At 70.1% G+C, this 23,167-nt stretch carries 23 protein-coding genes and 1 tRNA gene; 18 read left to right on the top strand and 6 right to left on the bottom strand.

Features of this window, described 5'->3' with window-relative positions; all coding sequences use genetic code 11:
- Positions 1-9: 9 nt before the first annotated feature.
- Positions 10-1,452 (bottom strand): hypothetical protein, encoded by a 1,443-nt coding sequence (locus tag D1J51_RS04700; protein ID WP_119074018.1) that lies wholly within the window; start codon positions 1,450-1,452, stop codon positions 10-12.
- 87 nt (positions 1,453-1,539) lie between these two features.
- On the opposite strand from D1J51_RS04700, the gene rpe reads away from it, so the two are divergent.
- The 13 genes from rpe to pyk all read left to right on the top strand — a co-directional run bounded on the left by rpe (position 1,540) and on the right by pyk (position 12,592).
- On the top strand, positions 1,540-2,202 hold the full coding sequence (gene rpe, locus D1J51_RS04695; protein WP_119074017.1) for a ribulose-phosphate 3-epimerase: 663 nt from the start codon (positions 1,540-1,542) through the stop codon (positions 2,200-2,202).
- 86 nt (positions 2,203-2,288) lie between these two features.
- Entirely contained in the window at positions 2,289-2,552 is a 264-nt protein-coding gene (locus tag D1J51_RS04690) for a phosphoribosyl-ATP diphosphatase (RefSeq protein ID WP_119074016.1), read from the top strand.
- A gap of 113 nt (positions 2,553-2,665) precedes the next feature.
- Positions 2,666-3,508 (top strand): ATP phosphoribosyltransferase, encoded by an 843-nt coding sequence (hisG, locus tag D1J51_RS04685; protein WP_119074015.1) that lies wholly within the window; start codon positions 2,666-2,668, stop codon positions 3,506-3,508.
- Between the two features lie 10 nt (positions 3,509-3,518).
- A complete protein-coding gene (gene hisF, locus D1J51_RS04680) occupies positions 3,519-4,298 on the top strand; it encodes an imidazole glycerol phosphate synthase subunit HisF (protein WP_119074014.1) in 780 nt (259 codons plus the stop codon).
- Positions 4,295-4,687 (top strand): phosphoribosyl-AMP cyclohydrolase, encoded by a 393-nt coding sequence (hisI, locus tag D1J51_RS04675; protein ID WP_119074013.1) that lies wholly within the window; start codon positions 4,295-4,297, stop codon positions 4,685-4,687. The genes hisF and hisI overlap by 4 nt, the downstream gene beginning before the upstream one ends.
- Positions 4,688-4,696: 9 nt before the next feature.
- Positions 4,697-6,319: an anthranilate synthase component I gene (locus D1J51_RS04670; protein ID WP_119074012.1), complete on the top strand. Its 1,623-nt coding sequence runs from the start codon at positions 4,697-4,699 to the stop codon at positions 6,317-6,319.
- Between the two features lie 4 nt (positions 6,320-6,323).
- On the top strand, positions 6,324-6,890 hold the full coding sequence (locus D1J51_RS04665) for a Trp biosynthesis-associated membrane protein (RefSeq protein ID WP_240422904.1): 567 nt from the start codon (positions 6,324-6,326) through the stop codon (positions 6,888-6,890).
- Positions 6,891-6,924: 34 nt separating this feature from the next.
- Positions 6,925-7,158 carry a DUF6704 family protein gene (locus tag D1J51_RS04660; RefSeq protein ID WP_119074010.1) on the top strand — a complete coding sequence of 78 codons (234 nt, stop codon included), beginning with the start codon at positions 6,925-6,927 and terminating at the stop codon, positions 7,156-7,158.
- Between the two features lies 1 nt (position 7,159).
- On the top strand, positions 7,160-7,930 hold the full coding sequence (trpC, locus tag D1J51_RS04655; protein WP_119074009.1) for an indole-3-glycerol phosphate synthase TrpC: 771 nt from the start codon (positions 7,160-7,162) through the stop codon (positions 7,928-7,930).
- Between the two features lie 51 nt (positions 7,931-7,981).
- On the top strand, positions 7,982-9,205 hold the full coding sequence (gene trpB, locus D1J51_RS04650) for a tryptophan synthase subunit beta (protein ID WP_119074008.1): 1,224 nt from the start codon (positions 7,982-7,984) through the stop codon (positions 9,203-9,205).
- Entirely contained in the window at positions 9,202-10,032 is an 831-nt protein-coding gene (gene trpA, locus D1J51_RS04645; RefSeq protein ID WP_119074007.1) for a tryptophan synthase subunit alpha, read from the top strand. The genes trpB and trpA overlap by 4 nt, the downstream gene beginning before the upstream one ends.
- A 79-nt stretch (positions 10,033-10,111) precedes the next feature.
- Complete coding sequence (lgt, locus tag D1J51_RS04640; RefSeq protein WP_119074006.1) at positions 10,112-11,098, top strand: prolipoprotein diacylglyceryl transferase; 987 nt, start codon at positions 10,112-10,114, stop codon at positions 11,096-11,098.
- A gap of 18 nt (positions 11,099-11,116) precedes the next feature.
- A complete protein-coding gene (gene pyk, locus D1J51_RS04635) occupies positions 11,117-12,592 on the top strand; it encodes a pyruvate kinase (protein ID WP_119074005.1) in 1,476 nt (491 codons plus the stop codon).
- Positions 12,593-12,628: 36 nt separating this feature from the next.
- On the opposite strand, the gene D1J51_RS17840 is transcribed toward pyk, so the two are convergent.
- Both D1J51_RS17840 and D1J51_RS04630 read right to left on the bottom strand, forming a co-directional pair.
- The gene (locus D1J51_RS17840) at positions 12,629-12,796 is read right to left on the bottom strand and encodes a hypothetical protein (protein WP_162903662.1); all 168 of its coding nucleotides are present in this window, start codon (positions 12,794-12,796) and stop codon (positions 12,629-12,631) included.
- Positions 12,797-12,891: 95 nt separating this feature from the next.
- Positions 12,892-12,973: transfer RNA gene (locus D1J51_RS04630), tRNA-Leu, on the bottom strand.
- Between the two features lie 121 nt (positions 12,974-13,094).
- Here D1J51_RS04630 and D1J51_RS04625 point away from each other — a divergent pair.
- On the top strand, positions 13,095-13,703 hold the full coding sequence (locus D1J51_RS04625) for an ANTAR domain-containing response regulator (protein WP_119074004.1): 609 nt from the start codon (positions 13,095-13,097) through the stop codon (positions 13,701-13,703).
- 57 nt (positions 13,704-13,760) lie between these two features.
- Here D1J51_RS04625 and D1J51_RS04620 read toward each other — a convergent pair whose 3' ends face one another.
- Positions 13,761-14,198: a hotdog fold thioesterase gene (locus D1J51_RS04620; protein ID WP_119074003.1), complete on the bottom strand. Its 438-nt coding sequence runs from the start codon at positions 14,196-14,198 to the stop codon at positions 13,761-13,763.
- A gap of 69 nt (positions 14,199-14,267) precedes the next feature.
- Here D1J51_RS04620 and polA point away from each other — a divergent pair, with 69 nt between their 5' ends.
- A complete protein-coding gene (gene polA / locus D1J51_RS04615) occupies positions 14,268-16,892 on the top strand; it encodes a DNA polymerase I (RefSeq protein ID WP_119074002.1) in 2,625 nt (874 codons plus the stop codon).
- A 204-nt stretch (positions 16,893-17,096) separates the two neighbouring features.
- Entirely contained in the window at positions 17,097-18,542 is a 1,446-nt protein-coding gene (rpsA, locus tag D1J51_RS04610; RefSeq protein ID WP_119074001.1) for a 30S ribosomal protein S1, read from the top strand.
- Positions 18,543-18,627: 85 nt separating this feature from the next.
- Here the strand turns inward: rpsA and D1J51_RS04605 are convergent, their stop codons facing one another.
- Entirely contained in the window at positions 18,628-19,227 is a 600-nt protein-coding gene (locus D1J51_RS04605) for a DUF4126 domain-containing protein (protein WP_119074088.1), read from the bottom strand.
- A gap of 47 nt (positions 19,228-19,274) precedes the next feature.
- On the opposite strand from D1J51_RS04605, the gene coaE reads away from it, so the two are divergent.
- A complete protein-coding gene (gene coaE, locus D1J51_RS04600; protein WP_119074000.1) occupies positions 19,275-19,874 on the top strand; it encodes a dephospho-CoA kinase in 600 nt (199 codons plus the stop codon).
- Here coaE and D1J51_RS04595 read toward each other — a convergent pair.
- Entirely contained in the window at positions 19,861-20,472 is a 612-nt protein-coding gene (locus D1J51_RS04595; protein WP_119073999.1) for a vitamin K epoxide reductase family protein, read from the bottom strand. The two genes, coaE and D1J51_RS04595, sit on opposite strands and share 14 nt — an antisense overlap.
- Before the next feature lie 239 nt (positions 20,473-20,711).
- Between D1J51_RS04595 and D1J51_RS04590 the strand changes: the two genes are divergently transcribed.
- Positions 20,712-23,036 carry an Rne/Rng family ribonuclease gene (locus D1J51_RS04590; RefSeq protein ID WP_119073998.1) on the top strand — a complete coding sequence of 775 codons (2,325 nt, stop codon included), beginning with the start codon at positions 20,712-20,714 and terminating at the stop codon, positions 23,034-23,036.
- The last annotated feature ends 131 nt before the right edge of the window (positions 23,037-23,167 follow it).

The raw sequence follows: 23,167 nt of genomic DNA, 5'->3' as shown, positions 1-23,167 counted from the left end.
CGCCGATCGCTACTCCCAGACGACCTCCGGCCGATCTGCGGCGAAGTCGACCGAGGGGCTGCCCAGCTCGCCCCCCATGACGACCGAGCCCTGGCTCGTCACTCCGTCCTTCGTGAAGCTGGAGGCGATGTCGATCCGGATGTAGTCGCTGCTGGAGACGACCGAGGGCTGGTTGTAACCGGATCGCGGTTCGAGGTTGGCCAGCGTGGCCTCTCCCTCGGCGGTGAGCGTGCGCTGCACCGTGCCGTCTACCGCCGCCGAGCCGTCGCTGAACTCCTCGGAGATGTCCATCCCGCAGGGGGTGGAGAGCGTGTTCATGGCGAGGCACTCGGTCAGCGACGCCCGCACGAGATCGCGGAACGTCCCGGTTGCCTCCTCGGTGAGCACGGGCCGCAGCTCGTACATGGGAGCGACGTCGTCCTCGTAGGCCAGCACGAACACGTCCCCGTCGGTGCTCAGCTGGAACTCCTCGAGCCCGAGCCCGAGCTGATACGCGCCGGGGAAGACCGTCACGGAGTCCTCCACGGGCCCCACGCCGTTCAGGGTGAGGCCCAGGCCCTCGAAGCGCGGGAGGGAGAACGCCAGGAGTCCGTCGGCGAGCAGCCACCCCTCGCTGAAGGAGTTCCAGGTGAGGAAGTCGCGCGTCACGGTTTCGTCGCCCACGTCGAAGGTAGCGGCGACGACAGCGTCGTAGTCGTTCTCCGACACCGTGACCTCCTCGACCTCGATGCCCGTGATGGGGGCGAGCTCGTTCGACTTCGCGAGCACCTCGTCGGTGAGCAGGAGGTCGGAGGACTCGCCGCCCGCGATCGTGCGCGCGGTACCGGCGTCGCCGTCGGCCAGCGCCTGCAGAAATGTCTCCACCGCCTCGGTCGGCGTCGCCGGCCCGTCGGTGACCGGCGAGGCGGTGCCCGTGCTGGTCGCGGCGCGGCCCAGGAGCGAGCCGGCCGCGATGACGGCGGCGACGATCAGGAGCACGAACACGACCGCGCCCGCGACGATGCCGATGATGGCACCGGTCGGAAGGCCGCCCTTGCGCTGCTGAGGCCGGCCGCCGGGTTGCTGCGAGCCGTCGGGACCGTAGGCAGGCTGCACCGACTGCGGCTGCTGACCGTAGCCCTGGGGCGGCTGGACGCCCTGCGGAGGCTCGAACCCCTGCGGCGGCGCGTACAGCTGCGGGGCCTGGAAACTCTGCGGGGGCTGGAAACTCTGCGGGGGCTGGAAACTCTGCGGGGGCTGGAAGTCCTGGGGCGGGCGCATGCCCTCCGGCGGGGCGAGCCCGGGGGACGGCGCGAGTCCCGCCGGGGCCTCGGCGGTGGGCTCGGGCTCCGCGGGCTCCGGCGCTTCGGCGGTGAGCTCGGGCTCGGCGGGCGCGGACGCGCCCCGATCCGGGGCTCCGGGATCCGGGGTTTCGGGATCGGGCTGCTGCGGCTTCTCGGTCGGATCGCTCATGTCCCCACCCTAAGAGATCGCGCGCCCGTTCGCGCCACCCGTGACCGCTCAGCCGCCGCGCCGGTGAGAACCTCGTAAACTCGATGCGTGACCGCGCAGCGCATCAACCCGAGCATCCTGTCCGCCGATTTCGTCAACCTGCAGTCCGAGCTCGAGGCCATCGCCACGGCCGACCTCGTGCACGTCGACGTGATGGACAACCACTTCGTACCCAATCTCACCATGGGGCCGCCGATCGTCGAACGCATCCAGGCCGTCTCGCCGATTCCGCTCGACGTGCACCTCATGATCGAAGGCGCCGACCTGTGGGCGCCCGGCTACGCCGAACTCGGCGCCTACTCGGTGACCTTTCACGCCGAGGCGGCGGACGACCCGGTGGCGCTCGCGCGCCGTCTGCGTGGAATCGGCGCCCGGGCCGGCATCGCGCTCAAGCCGGGCACCGATCCCGAGCCGTACCTCGAGCTGCTGCCGGAGTTCGATCAGGTGCTCGTGATGACGGTGGAGCCCGGTTTCGGCGGGCAGTCGTTCATGCCCGAAACGATGCCGAAGCTGCGCCGCTTCGCCGAGGCCAGGGCGCGGGCGGGCCTCGACGTCTGGCTGCAGGTCGACGGCGGCATCTCGGAGGAGACGATCGGGATCGCCGCCGAGGCGGGCGCCGACACCTTCGTGGCGGGATCCGCGGTCTACGGAGGGGTTCCCGAGGATCGCATCGCCCGACTCCGTGTCGCTGCTGCCGCGCACCGGCACTGATCCTCTCGACCTCGCCTCCCTGAGCGTGAGCGCGTTTGGGCGGGTCCACCTGCGTGGCGGCCATCGCGCACTGGTAGTCTGATCATGTGAAATCGTTCGATGAGCTGTTCGCCGAGCTCAGTGAGAAGGCCGCGTCGCGCCCCGAGGGGAGCGACACCGTCGCGCGCCTGGACGCCGGAGTGCACGCGATCGGCAAGAAGATCGTCGAGGAGGCCGCCGAGGTGTGGATGGCCGCCGAGTACGAGTCGGACGAGGCGTGCGCCGAGGAGATCAGCCAGCTGCTCTACCACCTGCAGGTGCTCATGCTCGCCAAGGGGCTGAAGCTCCGGGACGTCTACGCGCATCTCTAGCGTCGACGCGCGGTCCGAGCGAGGATCTCTCCCGTGCGCCGACGCTCCTTCGCTGACCTCATCACCCCGGCCGGCGCCACCGTCGGCCGACACGGAAGGATTCCACCACCATCATGCTGCGCATCGCCGTTCCCAATAAGGGATCGCTCTCCGAGATCGCCGCCGAGATGCTCGCCGAGGCGGGCTACTCGGGGCGCCGGGACAGCCGCAAGCTCGTGCACGCCGACACCCGTAACGACGTGGAGTTCTTCTACCTGCGCCCGCGCGATATCGCGACCTACGTGGGGTCGGGGGCTCTCGACGTCGGTATCACCGGACGGGATCTGCTGCTCGACTCGGGATCCGGCGCGGTCGAGATCGCCGCGCTCGACTTCGCCGACTCGACGTTCCGCTTCGCCTCTCCCGCGGGCGGCGACGTCTCCGACATCGCCCACCTCGCGGGCAAGCGCGTCGCCACGAGCTACCCGAGACTCGTCGACGACTTCCTGCGGGAGCGCGGCATCGAGGCGGAGCTCGTCAAGCTCGACGGCGCGGTGGAGTCCGCGGTGCAGCTCGGCGTGGCCGACGCGGTGGCCGACGTCGTCTCGACGGGCGCGACCCTGCGCGCCGCCGGGCTCGAGATCTTCGGGCCCGTGATCCTCGAGTCGACAGCGCTGCTCGTCGGCGGCCCGACGCAGCACCCCGGCAGCGAGCGCCTGCTCCGCCGGCTCCGGGGCGTGCTCGTGGCGCGCAAGTACGTGATCGTGGAGTACGATCTGCCGACCGCGCAGATCGAGGCCGCGACGGCGGTCGCGAACGGCATCGAGTCGCCGACGGTCTCGCCGCTCGAGAAGGCCGGCTGGGTGGCCGTGCGGGTCATGGTGCGCCGTGACGATGCGAACGAGGTGATGGACCGGCTGTACGATCTGGGCGCGAAGGGCATCTTCGTGACCCAGGTGCACGCGGCCCGGTTCTAGGGGGATCGGCATGGCAATCGCAACGCGCGTGATCCCCTGTCTCGACGTCGCCGCGGGACGGGTGGTCAAGGGCGTCAACTTCTTGAACCTGCGCGATGCGGGGGATCCCGTCGAGCTGGCGGCCCGCTACGCGGAGCAGGGGGCCGACGAGCTGACCTTTCTCGACGTGACGGCGACGGTCGACGATCGGTCCACGACCTACGAGGTGGTGCAGCGCACCGCGGAGCAGGTGTTCATCCCGCTCACGGTGGGCGGCGGCGTGCGCGGCGTCGACGATGTGGCGCGCCTGCTCGAGGTGGGAGCCGACAAGGTCGGCATCAACAGCGGGGCCATCGCGCGGCCCGGGGTGATCGGCGAGATCGCCGATCGCTTCGGATCGCAGGTGCTGGTGCTCTCGCTCGATGTCAAGCGCTCTCCGCGCATGCCGTCGGGATTCGTGGTGACCACGCACGGCGGCAAGCAGGAGACCGATCTGGACGCGCTCGCGTGGTGCCGCGAAGCCGTCGACCGGGGCGCGGGGGAGCTGCTCGTCAACTCGATGGACGCCGATGGCACGCTCGCGGGCTTCGACCTCGAGCTCACCCGGGCCGTGCGCCGGCTCGCGCAGGTGCCCGTCATCGCGTCGGGCGGAGCGGGGCGGCTCGAGCACTTCGCACCGGCCGTCGAGGCCGGCGCGGACGCGGTGCTCGCGGCCTCGGTGTTCCACGACGGCACCTTCACGGTGGGCCAGGTGAAGCGCGCGCTCGCCGCGGCCGGGCACACCGTTCGACTCACGGAGGAGAGCGCATGATGAACGTGGATCCCGTGCCGGCGGACCTCCGGTTCGACGCGGAGGGGCTTCTGCCCGCCGTGATCCAGGACGACGAGTCGGGCGATGTGCTCATGCTCGCGTGGATGGACCGCGAGGCGATCCGGCGCACGCTCACGTCCGGCCGGGTCACCTTCTGGTCGCGCTCCCGGCGGGAGTACTGGCGCAAGGGCGACACGTCGGGCCACCGGCAGTACGTGCGCTCGGTCGCGCTGGACTGCGACGAGGACACGCTGCTCGTGCGCGTCGTTCAGCTCGGGGCCGCCTGCCACACGGGCGCGCGCACCTGCTTCACCGGCCGGGAGATCCCCGCCATCGTCGGTGATCCCGAGGCGCCGGAGGACCCTGGCACGCCCAGCCGGGCGCGATAGGCTGCAACGGTGACACTGACGACCTCGCGCGCCGCCTTCGACGCCGCGCGCGCCTCCCACGCCGTGATCCCCGTCTGTCGCGAGATCTTCGCCGACGCCGACACGCCCGTCGGCATCTACCGCAAGGTCGCCGCCTCACGCCCGGGCACTTTCCTGCTCGAGTCCGCGGAACAGGGCGGGGTGTGGACGCGTTTCAGCTTCGTCGGCGCCGGCAGCTTCGGCGTTCTGGGTGAGCGGGACGGTCGCGCGCACTGGCGGCCAGGTGCCGCGGGAGCCGGCGTGACGGAGGAGCGGATCCTGCCCGGCGGCGTCGGCGGGCTCGCGCCCGTCGCCGCCCTGCGCGCCGTCTACGAGCGCTGGCGCGCACCGCAGGTGGAGGGGTTGCCCCCGCTCGCGAGCGGCTTCGTCGGCTACCTCGGCTGGGACACCGTTCGCCAGTTCGAGCGTCTCGAGAACGGTCCCGTCGAGGGGCCCGGCCTGCCCGCCCAGGGCCTGAGCTTCGTCTCCGAGCTCGTGGTGATCGACCACCGGGAGGGCAGCGTGGTGCTGCTCGCGAACGTGCTCAACGATGCGGTGCTGGGGGGCGCCCGGGCGGACGCCGAACCCGACGCCGAGTGGGCCGATGCTCAGTGGGACGCCGCGCAGGCGCGCCTCGACGCGCTGCAGGCGGCTCTGGCCGCCCCGGCCCCCTCGCCGCTCGGCGCTCTCGATCGGGCTGCGCTGCCGGATCCCGCCCGGCTCACGAGCACCCCCGGGTTCGTGGCCTCCGTGGAGCGCGCCAAGCGCTACATCGTCGACGGCGACATCTTTCAGGTGGTGCCCTCGCAGCGCTTCGACCAGGCGTGCACCGCCGACCCGCTCGACGTCTACCGCGTGCTGCGCCACCTGAATCCGAGCCCGTACCTCTACCTGCTGCAGCTCGAGGACGACGACGGCGATCGTTTCGCGGTGGTGGGGTCGAGCCCCGAGGCGCTCGTCACGGTGCAGGAGAGCGGCCACGTGATGACGCACCCGATCGCCGGGTCGCGGCCCCGCGGAGCCACCATCGACGAGGATCAGCAGCACGAGCGCGAGCTGCTCGCCGACGAGAAGGAGCGCGCCGAGCACCTCATGCTCGTGGACCTCGCCCGCAACGACCTGCTGCGGGTCTGCGAACCGGCGTCGGTCGAGGTGACCGAGTTCATGCGCATCGAGCGCTTCAGTCACATCATGCACATCTCCTCCGCCGTGGAGGGGCGCATCCGCGACGGGCATAACCCGGTGGACGTGTTCCGCGCCACGTTCCCGGCGGGAACGCTGTCGGGCGCTCCCAAGCCGCGCGCGCTCGAGATCATCGACGAGCTCGAGCCGGTGCAGCGAGGCGTCTACGGCGGGGTCGTGGGGTACTTCGGCCTCGGCGGAGCAGCGGACCTCGCGATCGCGATCCGCACCGCCACGATCAAGAACGGGATCGCGATGGTGCAGGCGGGCGCCGGCATCGTGGCCGACTCGGTGCCGGAGGCTGAGGACGCCGAGTGCCGCAGCAAAGCCGCGGCGCCCCTGCGAGCGGTCGCGATCGCGAACACGCTGCACGAACTCGGAGGGTCGCGGACGCCCGTGGCGGCCGGGATGGGAGCTGACGATGCAGGCTAAGTCCATGACACTCTTCGGCATCGCGCTCTCGGGTGCGGCGGCGCTGCTCGCCGGGTCGCAGACCTGGATCTCCTTCACGCTCGCGGGCACCGAGAAGGTCGAGACCGTGACCGGCCACGAGGCCAACGCCGCGCTCTCGCCGATCTCGATCGCGATGTTCGCGGCCGCGCTGGCGCTCACGATCGCGGGGCCGGTGTTCCGGCGGGTGCTGGGCCTGCTGGTCGCCCTGCTGGGTGCGGGCCTCGTCGCGCTGACGAGCGGTGTGATCGCAGCTCCGGTCGCCGCGGTGAGCAGCAGGATCACGGAGCTGACGGGCATCGCGGGCGAAGCCGCCGGAGCTTCGGTGGCCTGGAGCAGCGTCTCGGCGTGGGCCTGGGTCAGCGTCGCCGCAGGCGTCGCCGCGATCCTGCTGGGCGCGATCGTGCTGCTCTTCAGCGGGCGATGGCGCTCGGCCGGTCGGAAGTACGACTCCGACCGGCGGGCTCCGGGAGGGGACGGCGCCGAACCGGATCGCATCTCCGAGTGGGACTCGCTCTCCCGCGGCGAGGATCCGAGCGAAGATATCCGGTAGGCTGTAGGCGTTCAAATCTGTTCAGAGGAGATTCATGAGTACCCAGCACGGAGACCCCGGTCACGGTGATTCGCCCGCCGCGTGGACGGCGGTCGTGGTGATGCTGCTCGGCATCGCAGCCGGCACCGTCTTCTTCTTCCTGCAAAACGCGACGATGGTGTGGGTGTGCGTCGGCGTCGTGGTGGTGGGTGCCCTGCTGGGATGGATCCTCGCCAGGGCCGGTTTCGGTGTGAACGGCCCGAAGTTCAGCCCCAAGCCGCACGACTGAGGTGCTCGAACAACTGTTGGCGGGCTCCCTCGAAGACGCGAAAGCCCGCAGAGAGCTCCGGCCCTACGCTCAGCTGGAGGCCGAGCTGCTCGAGCGCCCCGCCGCGCTCGACGCGCTCGAGGCGCTCGCCCCCGCCGATCACATGAAGGTGATCGCCGAGGTGAAGCGCGCGAGCCCCTCGCGGGGCGATATCGCCGACATTCCCGAGCCCCACGCCCTTGCGGCCCAGTACGAGGCGGGCGGGGCGAGTGCGGTGAGCGTGCTCACCGAGGAGCGCAGGTTCAAGGGATCCCTCGCCGATCTCGAGGCGGTTCGCAAGGCCGTCAGCATCCCGGTGCTGCGCAAGGACTTCATCGGCGACGAGTACCAGGTGCTCGAGGCCCGCGCGGCGGGCGCCGACCTGGTGCTGCTCATCGTCGCGGCGCTGCCGCAGGAGCGGCTCGAGCGCCTGCACGGGCTGATCCGCGAGCTGGGCATGACCCCGCTCGTCGAGACGCACTCGTCCGACGAGGTGGCGCGCGCCGTCGATCTCGGCGCCCAGCTGATCGGCGTCAACGCCCGCGACCTGCGCACCTTCGAGCTCGACCGCGACCTGTTCGGTCGCGTGGCGGACCAGATCCCCGCCGGTGTGATCCGCGTGGCGGAGTCGGCCGTGCTCGACGTCTCGGACGTGGAACGCTACCGCGAGGCCGGGGCGGACGTCGTGCTCGTGGGCGAGGCGCTCGTGACGAACGACCCCATCGCGACGCTCGCCTCCTACCTGAGCGTCTGAGCTGATGCGGTGCCCGACCGAGGCCGAGCGCCCGAACCACGATAGGCAGAGATGACACACTCGCTCCGCGAACAGCACGGTCCCTTCTTCGGGGACTACGGCGGCAGGTACATGCCCGAGTCGCTCATCGCCGCGATCGACGAGCTGACCGTCGCGTACGAGGCGGCCCAGGCCGACCCCGCGTTCCGGGCCGAGCTGGCCGAACTGCTGAGCTCGTACGCCGGCCGGCCCTCGCCCATCACGGAGGTCCCGCGCTTCGCGGAGCACGCGGGCGGCGCCCGGGTGTTCCTCAAGCGCGAGGACCTCAACCACACGGGCTCCCACAAGATCAACAACGTGCTCGGCCAGGCGCTGCTGACCAGGCGTCTCGGCAAGACGCGCGTCATCGCAGAGACGGGCGCGGGTCAGCACGGCGTCGCCACCGCGACCGCCGCGGCGCTCTTCGGGCTCGAGTGCACCGTCTACATGGGCGAGGTCGATACGGAGCGGCAGGCGCTCAACGTGGCCCGCATGCGGCTGCTCGGCGCCGAGGTGGTGCCGGTGACGACCGGATCCCGCACGCTCAAGGACGCGATCAACGAGGCCTACCGCGACTGGGTGGCGAGCGTCGAGGGCACCAACTACATCTTCGGCACGGCCGCGGGTCCGCACCCGTTCCCGGCGATGGTGCGAGACTTCCAGCGGGTCATCTCGGAGGAGGCGCGCGCCCAGCTGCTCGAGCGGACCGGCCGCCTGCCCGACGCGGTCGTCGCCTGCGTGGGGGGCGGATCCAACGCCATCGGCATGTTCGACGCCTTCCTCGACGACGCGGGCGTGCGCCTCTACGGCGTCGAGGCGGCGGGTGAGGGCGTCGAGACGGATCGGCAGGCCGCGTCGATCGAGCGGGGCCGCCCCGGCATCCTGCACGGGGCCAAGACCTACGTGCTGCAGGACGCGGACGGCCAGACCATCGAGTCGCACTCCATCTCGGCGGGCCTCGACTACCCGGGCGTCGGACCGGAGCACGCCTGGCTCGCGGACATCGGACGGGCCGAGTACATCCCGGCCACCGACGACGAGGCGATGCAAGCGCTGCGGCTGCTCAGCCGCACGGAGGGCATCATTCCGGCGATCGAGTCGGCGCACGCGCTGGCGGGGGCGATCCGGATCGGACGCGAGCTCGGGCCCGAGGGCATCATCGCGGTGAGCCTGTCCGGCCGCGGCGACAAGGACATGGCGACCGCGGGCCGGTACTTCGGACTGCTCGAAGGCCGGGAGACGGGGATCGGGGAATGAGCGCGCGCGAGTCTCAGGTGGCCGCCGCGATCCTCGATGCGAAGCGGGAGCGTCGCGGGGCGCTGGTGGGGTATCTGCCCGTCGGCTTCCCCGATCTGGACACGAGCATCGAGGCGGCCGTCGCGATGGTGCGGGCCGGCGTCGACGTGCTGGAACTGGGCCTGCCCTACTCCGACCCGGTCATGGACGGCGCGGTCATTCAGCAGGCCACCCAGGCGGCGCTCGCCGGCGGCTTTCGAGTGGCGCACGCGTTCGAGGCGGTGCGCCGCGTGCGCGAGGCCGTGGACGTGCCCGTGCTCGTGATGACCTACTGGAATCCCGTGCTGCAGTACGGCGTGGAGCGCTTCGCCCGCGAACTGGCGGAGGCCGGGGGCGCCGGCGTCATCACGCCCGACATCACGCCCGACGCCGCGGACGACTGGATCGAGGCGAGCGGGCGCTTCGGTCTCGACCGGGTGTTCCTCGCGGCGCCCAGCTCCAGCGATGAGCGGCTGCGCCTCGTCGTGGAGGCGACCACCGGCTTCGTGTACACCGTCTCGACCATGGGGATCACGGGCGAGCGCGCGCAGCTCGACGCCGCTGCCCGCGGGCTCACCGAGCGCCTGCGCGCGCAGGGGGCGGCTCTCGCCTGCGTCGGGATCGGCATCTCCACGGCGGAGCAGGTGGCCGCCGCCCTCGAGTACGCCGACGGCGCGATCGTCGGCACCGCATTCGTGCGCGCCCTGCGCGACGGGGGCGTCGACCGACTCGCCGAGGCCGTGCACAGGATCGCGGCGGGCACGCGGCGCTCCGATGATGCGGCCGACACGAGCGGCACCGCGCTGTAGGATTGACCCGACCGCGGGCCAGCCCCGCATCGTTGACGACCGACCCGGCGGCAGATGTCCGCAGGCGAAAGAGGAGTGAATGATTCTCCCGTTGAGCATCCCGAGTCCCGATACGCAGTTCATCCAGATCGGACCGCTGCGCATCTACTTCTACGCGCTCTGCATCATCGCGGGCATCATCATCGCCGTCTTCTGGACGGCGCGCCGTCTCGAGCGGCGCGGCGGTGAACGCGGTGCGGGGTTCGACTTCCTGGTGTGGTCGCTCGTGCTCGGCATCCTGGGGGCCCGCCTCTACCACGTGGTCACGCACTGGGGCGACTACTTCGGGCCGGGTAAGAACCCGCTCGACATCTTCGCGTTCTGGCAGGGCGGTATCGCCATCTTCGGCGCGCTCATCGGCGGCGCCATCGGCGTGCTCATCGCCTCGCGCATCACGGGCATCCGGTTCTGGTCGTTCGCCGACGCGCTCGTTCCCGGCATGCTCATCGCCCAGGCGGTGGGCCGCCTGGGCAACTGGTTCAACAACGAGCTCTTCGGCGGTCCCACCACGCTGCCGTGGGGCCTGGAGATCGACTCGAACAATCCCGCGTTCCCCGTCGGCCTGCCCGACGGGACGCTGTTCCACCCCACCTTCCTGTACGAGGCGCTGTGGAACCTGCTCGGCGTCGTGGTGCTGCTGGCGATCGAGCGCAAGTGGCGGCCGCGCTGGGGCACCTTCTTCGCCATGTACCTCGTCTGGTACGGCGTCGGGCGCTCCTTCACGGAGTCGCTGCGGGTGGATCCCAGCCTGCTCTTCTTCGGCATCCGGACGAACGTGCTCGCCGCACTCCTCGCCATCGTGGTGGGCGTGGTGATCTTCATCGTGCAGCGCCGCCGCCACGCCGGCGTCGAGAGCTCCGTCTACCTGCCCGGTCGCCACAACCCGGCGGATGCGGTGCTCGAAGAGACGGCCGACCCGGAGGAGTTCTACCAGGTGATCGATCACGGCGACCGGCCCGCGCCGTCGGCCGACGATTCGGCAGCGCCCCCGGCGGAGGAACGACCCAAGCCCACGCCGGCAAGCTAGCAAGGAGCCGACACCGAAATGCGCCACGCCAAGATCGTCGCCACCTGGGGCCCCGCCGTCTCCAGCTACGACCACACTCTCGGCCTCATCCGGGCAGGTGTGAACGTGGCCCGGCTCAACATGTCGCACGGCACCTACAACGTGCACGAGGGCATCTATCGCAACATCCGCCGCGCCGAGGCCGAGGTCGGGCGACCCATCGCGGTGCTCGCCGACCTGCAGGGGCCGAAGATCCGGCTCGGCAAGTTCGAGGGCGGCCCGTACGAACTCGCGGTGGGGGACGAGTTCGCCATCACCACGCGCGACGTCGTCGGCGACGGGCGCCTCGTGGGCACCACGCACAAGGGCCTGCCCGGAGACGTGCACCCGGGCGATCCGCTCCTCATCGACGACGGCAAGGTCGGGCTGCGCGCCGTGCGAGTCACCGAGGACACCGTGCACGCCGTGGTGGAGGTGCCCGGCGCGGTCTCCAACAACAAGGGCATCAACCTGCCCGGCGTCGCGGTGAACGTGCCCGCGCTCTCGGAGAAGGACGAGCAGGATCTGCGCTGGGCCCTGAAGCTCGGCGTCGACTACATCGCGCTCTCGTTCGTGCGCGATGCGGCGGATGTCACGCGCGTGCACGAGATCATGGGGGAGGAGGGGATCCGCCTCCCGGTCATCGCCAAGATCGAGAAGCCCCAGGCGGTCGAGCACCTCGAGGAGATCGTGGCCGCGTTCGACGGCATCATGGTGGCCCGCGGCGACCTCGGCGTCGAGCTGCCGCTCGAGCGGGTGCCGCTCGTGCAGACCGAGGCGATCGCGCTCGCGCGACGCAACGCGAAGCCCGTGATCGTCGCGACCCAGGTGCTCGAATCCATGATCGAGAGCCCGAGGCCCACGCGGGCCGAGGCCTCCGACTGCGCGAACGCCATCCTCGACGGAGCCGACGCGGTCATGCTCTCGGGCGAGACCAGCGTCGGCGCGTACCCGGTGGAGGCGGTCGCCACGATGGCGCGCATCATCGAGGCCACCGAGGATCACGCGCTCGACCGCATCGAGCCGCTCGGCGCGGCCCCGCGCACCCAGGGCGGAGCGCTGACCCTGGCGGCGTCCGAGGTCGCCGACTTCATCGGGGCGAGGTACATCTGCGTCTTCACGGAGTCGGGCGATACCGTGCGCCGCATGTCCCGCCTGCGCCGCCCCATCCCGATCATCGGGTTCACCCCGGATCCCGATACCCGTCGCCGCATGGAGCTGACCTGGGGGGCGCGCAGCTACGAGGTGGATCGCGTCGATTCGACCGACGAGATGTTCGTGCAGGTCGATGAGATGCTGCTCGCGCACTCCCGAGCCGAGATCGGCGACAAGGTGCTCATCATCGCGGGTTCGCCTCCCGGCGTGGTCGGCACGACGAATACCCTGCGCATCCACCGCATCGGCGAGGCGACGGGGCGGCTGCCGGAGGCGGGCCCCCGCAAGCACACCGTGGGGCGCGGCAGGGTCTTCGTCTAGACCGCGCCCGGGGAGGGACGCCGGAGCGGCGGTCGGCTACGAGCGCTTCGGGAGGTCCTCGGTGTAGTCCTCCGTGGACCCGTCGAGGATCGGGTGGTCGAGGGTGGGGCCGGCAGGGATCCGGCGCACCGTCCCCTGACCGTTGGCCGCCTCGCTCGCCGTGGCGCCGTGGATCGCGTGCGAACCGTGCCTGATGTCGGGCATCATCGCCTCCTCACATCTGTGGCTTCTATTCTAGCCGAAAATGTGGTATAAGGAGTCGCGCGAAATTGCCGAGACCCGCTGGGCGCGCGCCCGGGTGCCGGATGCGGGACTCGAACCCGCACACCTTTCGGCAGCGCATTTTGAGTGCGCCGTGTCTGCCAATTCCACCAATCCGGCGTCTGCAACGGTGGGCTCCGCGAGGAGACTCGAGACCACACTAGCGCAGCCGGGCCGACGCGGCGGGGCGACGCAGGCGATTCTGAGCCGTCGGCCGGGACGGATGTCGTAAGCTGGTGGAGTGAATGACCAGAGCACTGCACCGAGCGCTCCGCGACGCGTCGTCGTCGCGGAGGACGAGTCCCTGATCCGCCTCGATATCGTCGAGACCCTGCGCGATAGCGGGTACGACGTGGTCGGCGAAGCCGGTGACGGAGAGGAGGCCGTCCGCCTCGTCGAGGAGCTGCGCCCCGACCTCGTGGTGATGGACGTGAAGATGCCGAAGCTCGACGGCATCTCGGCCGCGGAGCGCATCAACAAGGATCACATCGCCCCCGTCGTGCTGCTCACCGCCTTCAGCCAGCGGGAGCTCGTGGAGCGCGCGAGCGAGGCGGGCGCGCTCGCCTACGTCGTCAAGCCGTTCACGCCGGCCGACCTCATCCCCGCCATCGAGATCGCGCTCTCGCGCTTCCAGCAGATCGTCGCGCTCGAGAGCGAGGTCGCCGATCTCGCCGAGCGCTTCGAGACCCGCAAGCTGGTCGATCGCGCGAAGGGCATCCTCAACGACAAGATGGGGCTCAGCGAGCCCGAGGCGTTCCGCTGGATCCAGAAGGCCTCGATGGATCGTCGCCTCACCATGCAGGACGTGGCGAAGACCATCATCGATCAGCTCGGCCCGAAGAAGGGCTGAACGGATCGTCTCCTCTCGCGACGAGTGCCCCGGCCGATGGTCGGGGCACTCGTGCGTTCAGGCGATCCGCTTGTAGAAGTTGGTGATGCGCACGGTCGAGCAGCGGGAGCCCCGCTCGTCGCTGATCACGATCTCGTGCACGGCGAGGCTTCGGCCGAGCTTGATCGGCGTGCACACGCCGGTCACCAGCCCGGAGGTCGCCGAACCGGTGTGGGTCGCGTTGACGTCGACCCCGACCGCGACGCGCCCCTCGGGGGCGAGGAAGTTCGCGTGCATCGACCCGAGGGTCTCCCCGAGCACGACGTAGGCGCCGCCGTGCAGCAGCATGAGCGGCTGCGTGTTGCCCTCGACCGGCATGGTGGCGACCGCGCGCTCGCGTGTGAACTCGGTCATCTCGATGCCCATGCGGCCGGCGAGGGCGCCGAGGCCGCGCTGCCGGATGTAGTCCGGGCCGGGGGCGGAGGACCCGGCGAACGGGAGCGTGGGATCAGTCATGGGTCGTGCTGGTTCCTTGTCCGTGGCGGCTTGTAGGCTTGGCGTGTGTCGAATCCTCAGCCTACCCTCATGATCATCGACGGCCACTCGCTGGCGTTCCGGGCCTTCTACGCGCTCCCCGTGGACAGCTTCCAGACGCAGACCGGCCAGCACACGAACGCGATCCACGGCTTCATCGCCATGCTCATCAACCTGCTCGGCAACGAGAGCCCCGACGCGCTCGCGGTCGCCTTCGACATCTCCCGCCACTCCTTCCGCACGGAGGAGTACCCCGAGTACAAGGGCACCCGCGGCGAGACGCCTCCGGAGTTCAAGGGGCAGGTGCCGCTGCTTCAGGAGGCGCTGCACGCCATGGGGATCCGCACGCTCGAGAAGGAGAATTTCGAGGCCGACGACATTCTCGCGACGCTCGCGACGCGCGGGGCCGAGGCCGGCTACCGCGTGCTCGTGGTGAGCGGCGATCGCGACACGATTCAGCTGGTCGACGATCGCATCACGCTGCTCTACCCGTCCAAGCAGGGGGTGAGCGAACTCACCCGCTACGACGCGCAGAAGGTGATGGACCGCTACGGCATCCGGCCCGAGCAGTATCCCGAGATCGCGGCCCTCGTGGGGGAGACGAGCGACAACCTGCCCGGGATCCCTCGCGTGGGCGAGAAGACCGCGGTCAAGTGGATCACCCAGTTCGGCTCGCTGGAGGAGATCCTCCGCAGGCGCGACGAGATCGGCGGCAAGGTCGGCGAGAGCCTGCGCGAGCACGCGCATCTCGCCGAGCGCAACCGCCGGCTGAACCGCCTCGTGCGCGACGTCGATCTCGACCTGACGCTCGACGACCTGAAACGCGGCGAGATCGATATGGCCGCAGTGCAGCAGGTCTTCGCGAAGCTCGAGTTCCGCACACTGCTGCAGCGCGTCGGCAAGCTCGCCGGCGCCGAGGTGCCGTCGGGCGGTGCGGCGACGGCTGCGGCGTCCCTGGTGCCGGAGCGGCCCGAGGCGAAGAACCTCATCGACGAGGAGCTCGGCGACTGGCTCGCCAAGGCGGATCATCCGGCGGTGCTGATCCGGGAGAGCGACGCGGGCTTCGAGGTGGGCATCGCGACGCCGGAGTCATCGGTACTCTTCCAGTGGCAGCCCGGGGGGCGGGACTACGCGCTCTTCGAGCAGTGGCTGGCCTCCGACTCGCCCAAGATCTTCTTCGACGCGAAGCAGCAGATCGGTGTCGCGGCGCGAGCGGGCGCGGCGATCGGCGGCATCGACGGAGACGTGCTGCTCGCCGCCTGGCTGCTGCGACCCGCGACCGCCGAGAAGGACATCGCCGAGGCTGCGTTCCGCTTCCTGGGCGAGCAGGTGCCCGAGGGCGATCCCAACCAGCTCGTGCCCGACGAGAGCAGCGTCGCCGACGCGGCCGCGCTCGCCTGGTACGTCGTGCGCACCCACGCAGCGGCGGTCGAGCGGTTCCAGTCGCGCACCGTCGACATCTACCGCGACATCGAGCTGCCGCTGGTCTCCGTGCTGGCGGAGCTCGAGCAGCGCGGCGTGCAGATCGATCTGCCGCTGCTCGAGGCCCACAACGCCGAGCTGCAGGCGCGCGTGCTCGATCTGGAGCAGCAGGCGTTCACCGCCATCGGGCGCGAGGTCAACCTCTCCTCGCCGAAGCAGCTGCAGGAGGTGCTCTTCGAGCAGCTCGACATGCCGAAGACGCGCAAGACGAAGAGCGGCTACACCACCGACGCGGCCGCCCTCGCCGAGCTGCAGGCGAAGAAGCCCCACCCCTTCCTCGACGCCCTGCTGGCGCACCGGGACGCGAACAAGCTGCGGCAGATGGTCGAGACGCTGATCAAGGCGGTGCAGCGGGACGGGCGCGTCCACACGACCTTCCTGCAGACCGGCGCGAGCACGGGACGTCTGGCCTCCACCGATCCCAACCTGCAGAACATCCCCGTCCGGTCAGAGGAGGGGCGCCGCATCCGCGAGGGATTCATCCACGCGCCGGAGTACGAGACCCTGATGACGGCTGACTACTCGCAGATCGAGATGCGCATCATGGCGCACCTGTCGGGCGACGCGGGGCTGATCGAGGCGTTCAGGCAGGGCGAGGACCTGCACCGCTTCGTCGGCTCCCGCATCTTCGGCGTGCCGCCGGAGGAGGTCACGAGCGAGATGCGCGCGAAGGTCAAGGCCATGTCGTACGGCCTCGCCTACGGCCTCTCCGCGTTCGGACTGTCGAAGCAGCTCGGCATCACGGGCGCCGAGGCGAAGCAGCTCATGGTCGACTACTTCGAGCGCTTCGGCGGGGTGCGCGACTATCTGCGCTCCGTGGTCGACCAGGCCAAGCGCGACACCTTCACGGAGACCATCTTCGGCCGGCGACGGCCCTTCCCGGACCTCGCGAGCCCGAACCGGATCCTGCGCGAGAACGCCGAGCGCGCCGCGCTCAACTCGCCTATCCAGGGCTCGGCGGCCGACATCATCAAGCGCGCGATGATCCAGGTCGAGCGGCGCATGCGCGACGCCGAGCTGAACTCGCGCATGCTGCTGCAGATCCACGATGAGCTCATGTTCGAGGTCGCGGAGGGGGAGTGGGAGGCGCTCGAGGCCATCGTGCGCGAGGAGATGGCCGGCGCCGCCGAGCTGTCGGTCCCCCTCGAGGTGCAGGTGGGGCACGGCGCGAACTGGAACGCGGCAGCGCACTGAGCGCCGCCGCTGGAGGCCGCGAACAGAACTCCAGATTCGGCTTGTCTCCGGGCGCGCCCGCGGGGTAAACTCGAGTGTCACATCTGTGGCGAGTCAATCATGTCCACGCGCGGGTGCGTCTCGCGGATCGATCGAACTCCGATCCGGCCGGTTCTCCGGCATGCGCCCGCCTGAATATACCTGTCCATTCTGGAGACCAATTTCATGACGAACGCAACGACCGAGAGCAAGCAGGTCGCGATCAACGACATCGGCTCGGCCGACGACTTCCTTGCAGCGGTCGAATCGACCCTGAAGTTCTTCAACGACGGCGACCTCATCGAGGGCACCGTCGTGAAGATCGACCGCGACGAGGTGCTCCTCGACGTGGGCTACAAGACCGAGGGCGTCATCCCCTCGCGCGAGCTGTCCATCAAGCACGACGTGAACCCCGACGAGGTCGTTCAGGTCGGCGACCCCGTCGAGGCGCTCGTGCTCCAGAAGGAGGACAAGGAAGGCCGACTCATCCTGTCCAAGAAGCGCGCCCAGTACGAGCGCGCTTGGGGCGATGTGGAGCGCATCAAGGAGAGCGAGGGCGTCGTCACCGGCACCGTCATCGAGGTCGTCAAGGGCGGCCTGATCGTCGACATCGGGCTCCGCGGCTTCCTCCCCGCCTCGCTCATCGAGCTGCGCCGCGTGCGCGACCTGACCCCGTACCTGGGCCAGGAGATCGAGGCCAAGATCCTCGAGCTCGACAAGAACCGCAACAACGTGGTGCTCTCGCGCCGCGCGCTCCTCGAGGAGACGCAGTCGGCGACCCGCTCCTCGTTCCTCGCCGAGCTCAAGCCGGGCCAGGTGCGCAAGGGCGTCATCTCGTCCATCGTCAACTTCGGCGCGTTCGTGGACCTGGGCGGTGTGGACGGCCTCGTGCACGTCTCCGAGCTGTCGTGGAAGCACATCGAGCACGCCTCCGACGTGGTCGAGGTCGGCCAGGAGGTCACCGTCGAGGTGCTCTCCGTCGAGCTGGACCGCGAGCGCGTCTCGCTGTCGCTCAAGGCGACGCAGGAGGACCCCTGGCAGGTCTTCGCCCGCACGCACGCGATCGGCGAGATCGCCCCGGGCGTCGTCACCAAGCTCGTGCCCTTCGGCGCCTTCGTGCGCGTGGCGGACGGCATCGAGGGCCTCGTGCACATCTCGGAGCTGTCGGGTCAGCACGTCGAACTCGCCGAGCAGGTCGTGCAGGCCGGCCAGGAGGTCTTCGTCAAGATCATCGACATCGATCTCGACCGGCGCCGCATCTCGCTCAGCCTCAAGCAGGCGAACGAGGGCGTGGATCCCGAGGGCTCCGAGTTCGATCCCGCGCTCTACGGCATGACCACCGAGTACGACGAGAACGGCGAGTACAAGTACCCCGAGGGCTTCGACCCCGAGACCCAGGAGTGGAAGGAAGGCTTCGAGTCGCAGCGCGAGAAGTGGGAGCAGGAGTACGCTGCCGCCCAGGAGCGCTGGGAGGCTCACAAGAAGCAGGTCGCCGCTTCGCTCAACGAGACCGCTGCGGCCCCCGCCGCCGACAACCCCTCGTCGAGCTTCTCGGGTGAGGCGTCGTCGACCGGCGCGCTCGCCGACGACGCGGCGCTCGCCGCGCTGAAGGCGCAGCTCGAGGGCAACTGAGTTCCCGGCGAAGGCCCGGCTCTCCCGGAAGGGAGGCCGGGCCTTCGCCGTGCCCAGCCGTGCCAGTCGTGCTGGGAGCCCCCTCCTAGACGGCGCTGCGGCGCGCGGCTCGCGCCGCCCGTGCCCTGCCGAGCCGGCGGATCAGCACGACGACCACGATCACGAGCACCGCGAGCCCGGCCACCGGGACGATCACCGCGAGCACCGTGAGCAGCACCGCTCCCAGATCCTCCAGCGTGCTCGCCAGCGCGGCGCCCGCGCCGGCCGTGAGCGCATTGATCACGGGTCTCGCCAGAGACTTCAGCGCGTGCGGCACGAGCGCGATCACGACGCCCAGCACGAACGGCCAGAACTGGGCAGACGCGATGAACTCGGCGGGATCCGCGACCGCGACGGTGCCGCTCGAGGACCCCGCGGCGAACACGATACCGCCGGAGGCCGGCCGCACGGCGGTCTGCAGCACGTCGTTGACGCTGTCGAGGGCCGGGAACTTGTCGACCAGCGCCTCGACGACCAGCAGCACGCCGAGCACCCCCAGCGCCCACTCGTTCTCAAGCCAGGCCCAGGCCGCCGGCAACTGCACCAGCTCGGTGAACCGCGCGAGCAGGCCCAGACCGAGCATGGGGATGTAGGCGTTCAGCCCCGCCGAGGCCGCGAGGGTCATTCCGGTGATGATTTCGAGCATGCCCACCTCCGTCCTCCAGCCTACGCGCGCTGGGTAGGGTAGCTGCTATGAAACTGATCGGGTTGAGCGGCGGAATCGCCTCGGGCAAGTCGACGATCGGCAGGCGCCTGGAACAGTTGGGTGCGGTGCTGATCGACGCCGACGAACTCGCGAGGGAAGCGGTCGCTCCGGGCTCTCCGGGACTGGGGGGCGTGGTCGATCGCTTCGGGGCAGGGGTGCTGCGCGGGGACGGATCGCTGGATCGCTCGGCGCTCGGCGCGATCGTGTTCGGCGACGAGGCGGCGCTCGCGGCGCTCAACGCCGTCGTGCACCCCGAGGTGCGGCGGCTGTTCGCCGCCCGCGTCGCCGAGGCCCGGGATCGGGATCCGGAGGCCATCGTCGTCTACGACGTGCCGCTGCTCGTCGAGGCCGCCCGGGATCAGGCCTGGGACCTCGTGGTCATCGCGGAGGCGCCGGCCGAGCAGCGCATCGCGCGCATGGTCGAGCTGCGCGGCATGAGCGAGACCGACGCCCGCAACCGCATTGCCCGTCAGGCGAGCGACGCCGAGCGGCGAGCGGTGGCGGACGTCGTCATCGATACGTCGGGCAGCAAGGCTCGCACGCTCTCGCAGGTCGACGAGCTGTGGCGGCGGATCACATCCGGCTGAACTCCGCGAACCAGTCGAGCCGCAGCTGGGCGATGAAGGCGATGGTCAGGTAGCAGAGCAGCACGATGACCCACGTCCACGAGTACACCCGTTTGAATGCCGATTGCGCGGAGGCGCGCAGTGGGATGTCGCCGATGGCATAGGGCCGGAGGAACGAGATCCACCAGAGCGGGATCATGACCGTCCAGACCACCATGCACCAGGGGCAGAGCGTCCCGAGCACGAACACGCTCTGGGAGAACAGCCAGCAGATGAACACGAAGCCCCCGAGCAGGCCGAGCTGGTAGAGCGTCCAGAACCACCGGGAGAATCGGGCGCCGGCGAGCAGCGCGACACCGACCGCGATCGGTGCGACGAAGGCGGAGACGCCGATGATCGTGTTGCTGAAGCCGAAGAGCGAGCCCTGCCACGAGTCCATGTTGGGGCCGCACGTGACGAGGATGCTCATGTTGCAGTTGGGGATGTAGTCGGGCGCGGACAGCGTCTTGATGTACTCCGTGAGCAGCTCGAACGAGGCGAACCAACCGATTACTCCGGCAACGATGGAGAAGGCGGCGAATGCAACGGGGCGAGGGGCCTCGCGGAGCTCGGAAGTCATGGATCGATCCTACTGAACGGTCTCTCCGAGGAACCCATGACATAATGGAGTGCGGCGCAAGCGGCCGAGAGGGCCTCTCGCGCGCACAGTCTTTCGGGGGCCGTGAGGCCGCCACCGGTCGAGGACCGACCGAGTGCGGATGATCGCATTCGCGGAGAACAGGATTTGCGGAGCATTCCGCACATACAAGAGGTTTCCGGGGAGAACAGGCTTCTCCCCGGGTGGAGGAGACACCAGGAATGGTGAAGATCACAACAGAAGACCATCACGAAGAGCCGAATGCGGCCGAGACCGATGAGGGCACCGCGGCTTCCGCGGCTGTCCCGTTCGCGGAGATGAGCCCGGAGGAGCGCTTCCGCGCGACCACGCGCCTCATCTTCCTCGCGCCCGATGTCCCGCCCGTGCAGCCGCGACCGCGGCGAGGCGACTGGCGCCTCGGCGACGCGCGCCAGGGCGAGTCGCGCTTCGGGGACGCGCGACGCGGCGAGCCGCGGCGCGGCGAGGGCCGAGGCGGTGAGTTGCGCCGGCTCGACGAGCTGCTGGATCAGCAGTTCTCGCAGGACGACGAACCGGGCGAGCAGGAGTCGGGATCGCGGCGAAGCCGTCGACGCTCCGGTGTGGACGGGGCGGCGGACGAGGAGTCGTTCCGCCGGCAGCAGCGCCAGGCCCCGGTGATCACCGAGCCGCAGAAGGTGAAGGGGTCCACGCGCCTGGAGGCGAAGAAGCAGCGCCGACGCGACGGCCGGGACTCGGGTCGCCGCCGCATGGTGATCACGGAGTCGGAGTTCTTGGCCCGCCGCGAGGCCGTCGACCGCGAGATGGTGGTGCGCACCACGCCGGATCGCGTGCAGATCGGCGTGCTCGAGGACCGGGTGCTCGTGGAGCACTACGTTGCGCGCTCGAGCGAGTCGTCGCTCATCGGCAACGTCTACCTCGGCCGCGTGCAGAACGTGCTGCCCAGCATGGAGGCGGCCTTCGTCGACATCGGGCGCGGTCGCAACGCGGTGCTGTACTCGGGCGAGGTCGACTGGTCGGAGTTCGAGGGGGGCAACACCGCGCGCCGGATCGAGAACGCCCTCAAGCCCGGCGACCAGGTGCTCGTGCAGGTCACGAAGGACCCGGTCGGGCACAAGGGCGCCCGGCTGACGAGCCAGATCTCGCTGCCCGGCCGCTTCCTGGTGTACGTGCCCGGGGGAGCGATGAACGGCATCTCCCGCAAGCTTCCGGACACGGAGCGCGCGCGCCTCAAGAAGATCCTGAAGGCCGTGCTGCCCGAGGGCGCGGGCGTCATCGTGCGCACGGCGGCGGAGGGCGCGAGCGAGGAGCAGCTCACCCACGACGTGCAGCGTCTGACCCGTCAGTGGGAGTCCATCCAGAAGCGGGTGGAGAAGGGCGGCGGGCCGGTGCTGCTGCACTCCGAGCCCGACATGCTCATCAAGATCGTGCGCGATGTCTTCAACGAGGACTTCCACCGTCTGCTGATCTCGGGCGACGAGACCTACCAGACGATCGCGGGCTACCTTGCACAGGTCGCGCCCGACCTGATGCAGCGAGTCGAGCGCTACGAGAGCGAGCGCGACGTCTTCGACGAGTACCGCATCACCGAGCAGATCGCCAAGGCGCTGGATCGCAAGGTGTGGCTGCCCTCCGGCGGTTCGCTGGTCATCGACCGCACCGAGGCGATGACGGTGATCGACGTCAATACCGGCAAGTTCGTCGGTTCGGGCGGGAACCTCGAGGAGACGGTCACGAAGAACAATCTCGAGGCCGCCGAGGAGATCGTGCGCCAACTGCGCCTGCGCGACATCGGCGGCATCATCGTCGTCGACTTCATCGACATGGTGCTCGAATCGAACCGCGACCTCGTGCTGCGGCGCCTCGTCGAGTGCCTGAGCCGGGACCGCACCAAGCACCAGGTCGCCGAGGTCACCTCGTTGGGGCTCGTGCAGATGACGCGCAAGAAGCTGGGCCTGGGGCTTCTCGAGTCGTTCAGCGAGCCGTGCGAGGTGTGCGCGGGGCGCGGCATCATCGTGCATCACGAGCCCGTCGCGAAGCACCGCGGCGAGGGGCACTCGCGCGGAGCCAAGCGCGGCAAGGGCGGGCAGGCCCCGACCCAGCACGACACGAAGGCACAGACCCACTCCATCACCGACGGCGCGAAGAACATGCTCGCCCAGGTGGCGGCGTCGACGATCCAGGGCGCGAAGACTCCGGATCCGGGTGCCGCGGGCGGAGAGACGAGGGTCACGGGCCGGGCGCAGTCCGGAGCGCCGCACGAGCCCGGCGGCACCGACCGGCGCCCGGGGGCCGCACTCGGCACGCTGCTCGACTCGGTGCTCGACGCCCTGCCGGATGCCCCCGGCGCGGGCGCCGGCCGCGCCCGGGGCCGGCGCGTCACGACCGCGCCCATCCGGGGAGAGTCGGAGCAGGCGCGCGAGCGCGCGCCGCAGGGCGACGAGGCGGTCGAATCGCAGGCCGACGTCGACTCCTCGAGGGCGGCGCAGCTCGCGCTCGCGGCGGCGCTCGAGGAGACCGTGCGCCGCCGCGACGCCGAGCGCGAGTGACACGCGGGCGGGCCTATTTGACCTTGTTCGGTGGTTCGCGATATTATTGAGCGTTGGTGCCACCCGAGCGGTGGTGAATACCTCAGACTTCGAAGGCGGCGGGGCTGCGCTTCGACTCGGAAGACGATCCT

The organism is Leucobacter sp. wl10 (assembly GCF_003569785.1).
GTDB lineage: Bacteria > Actinomycetota > Actinomycetes > Actinomycetales > Microbacteriaceae > Leucobacter.
Note: the sequence above shows the minus strand (reverse complement) of the source record. Positions and strands in the feature narration are given on the sequence as shown.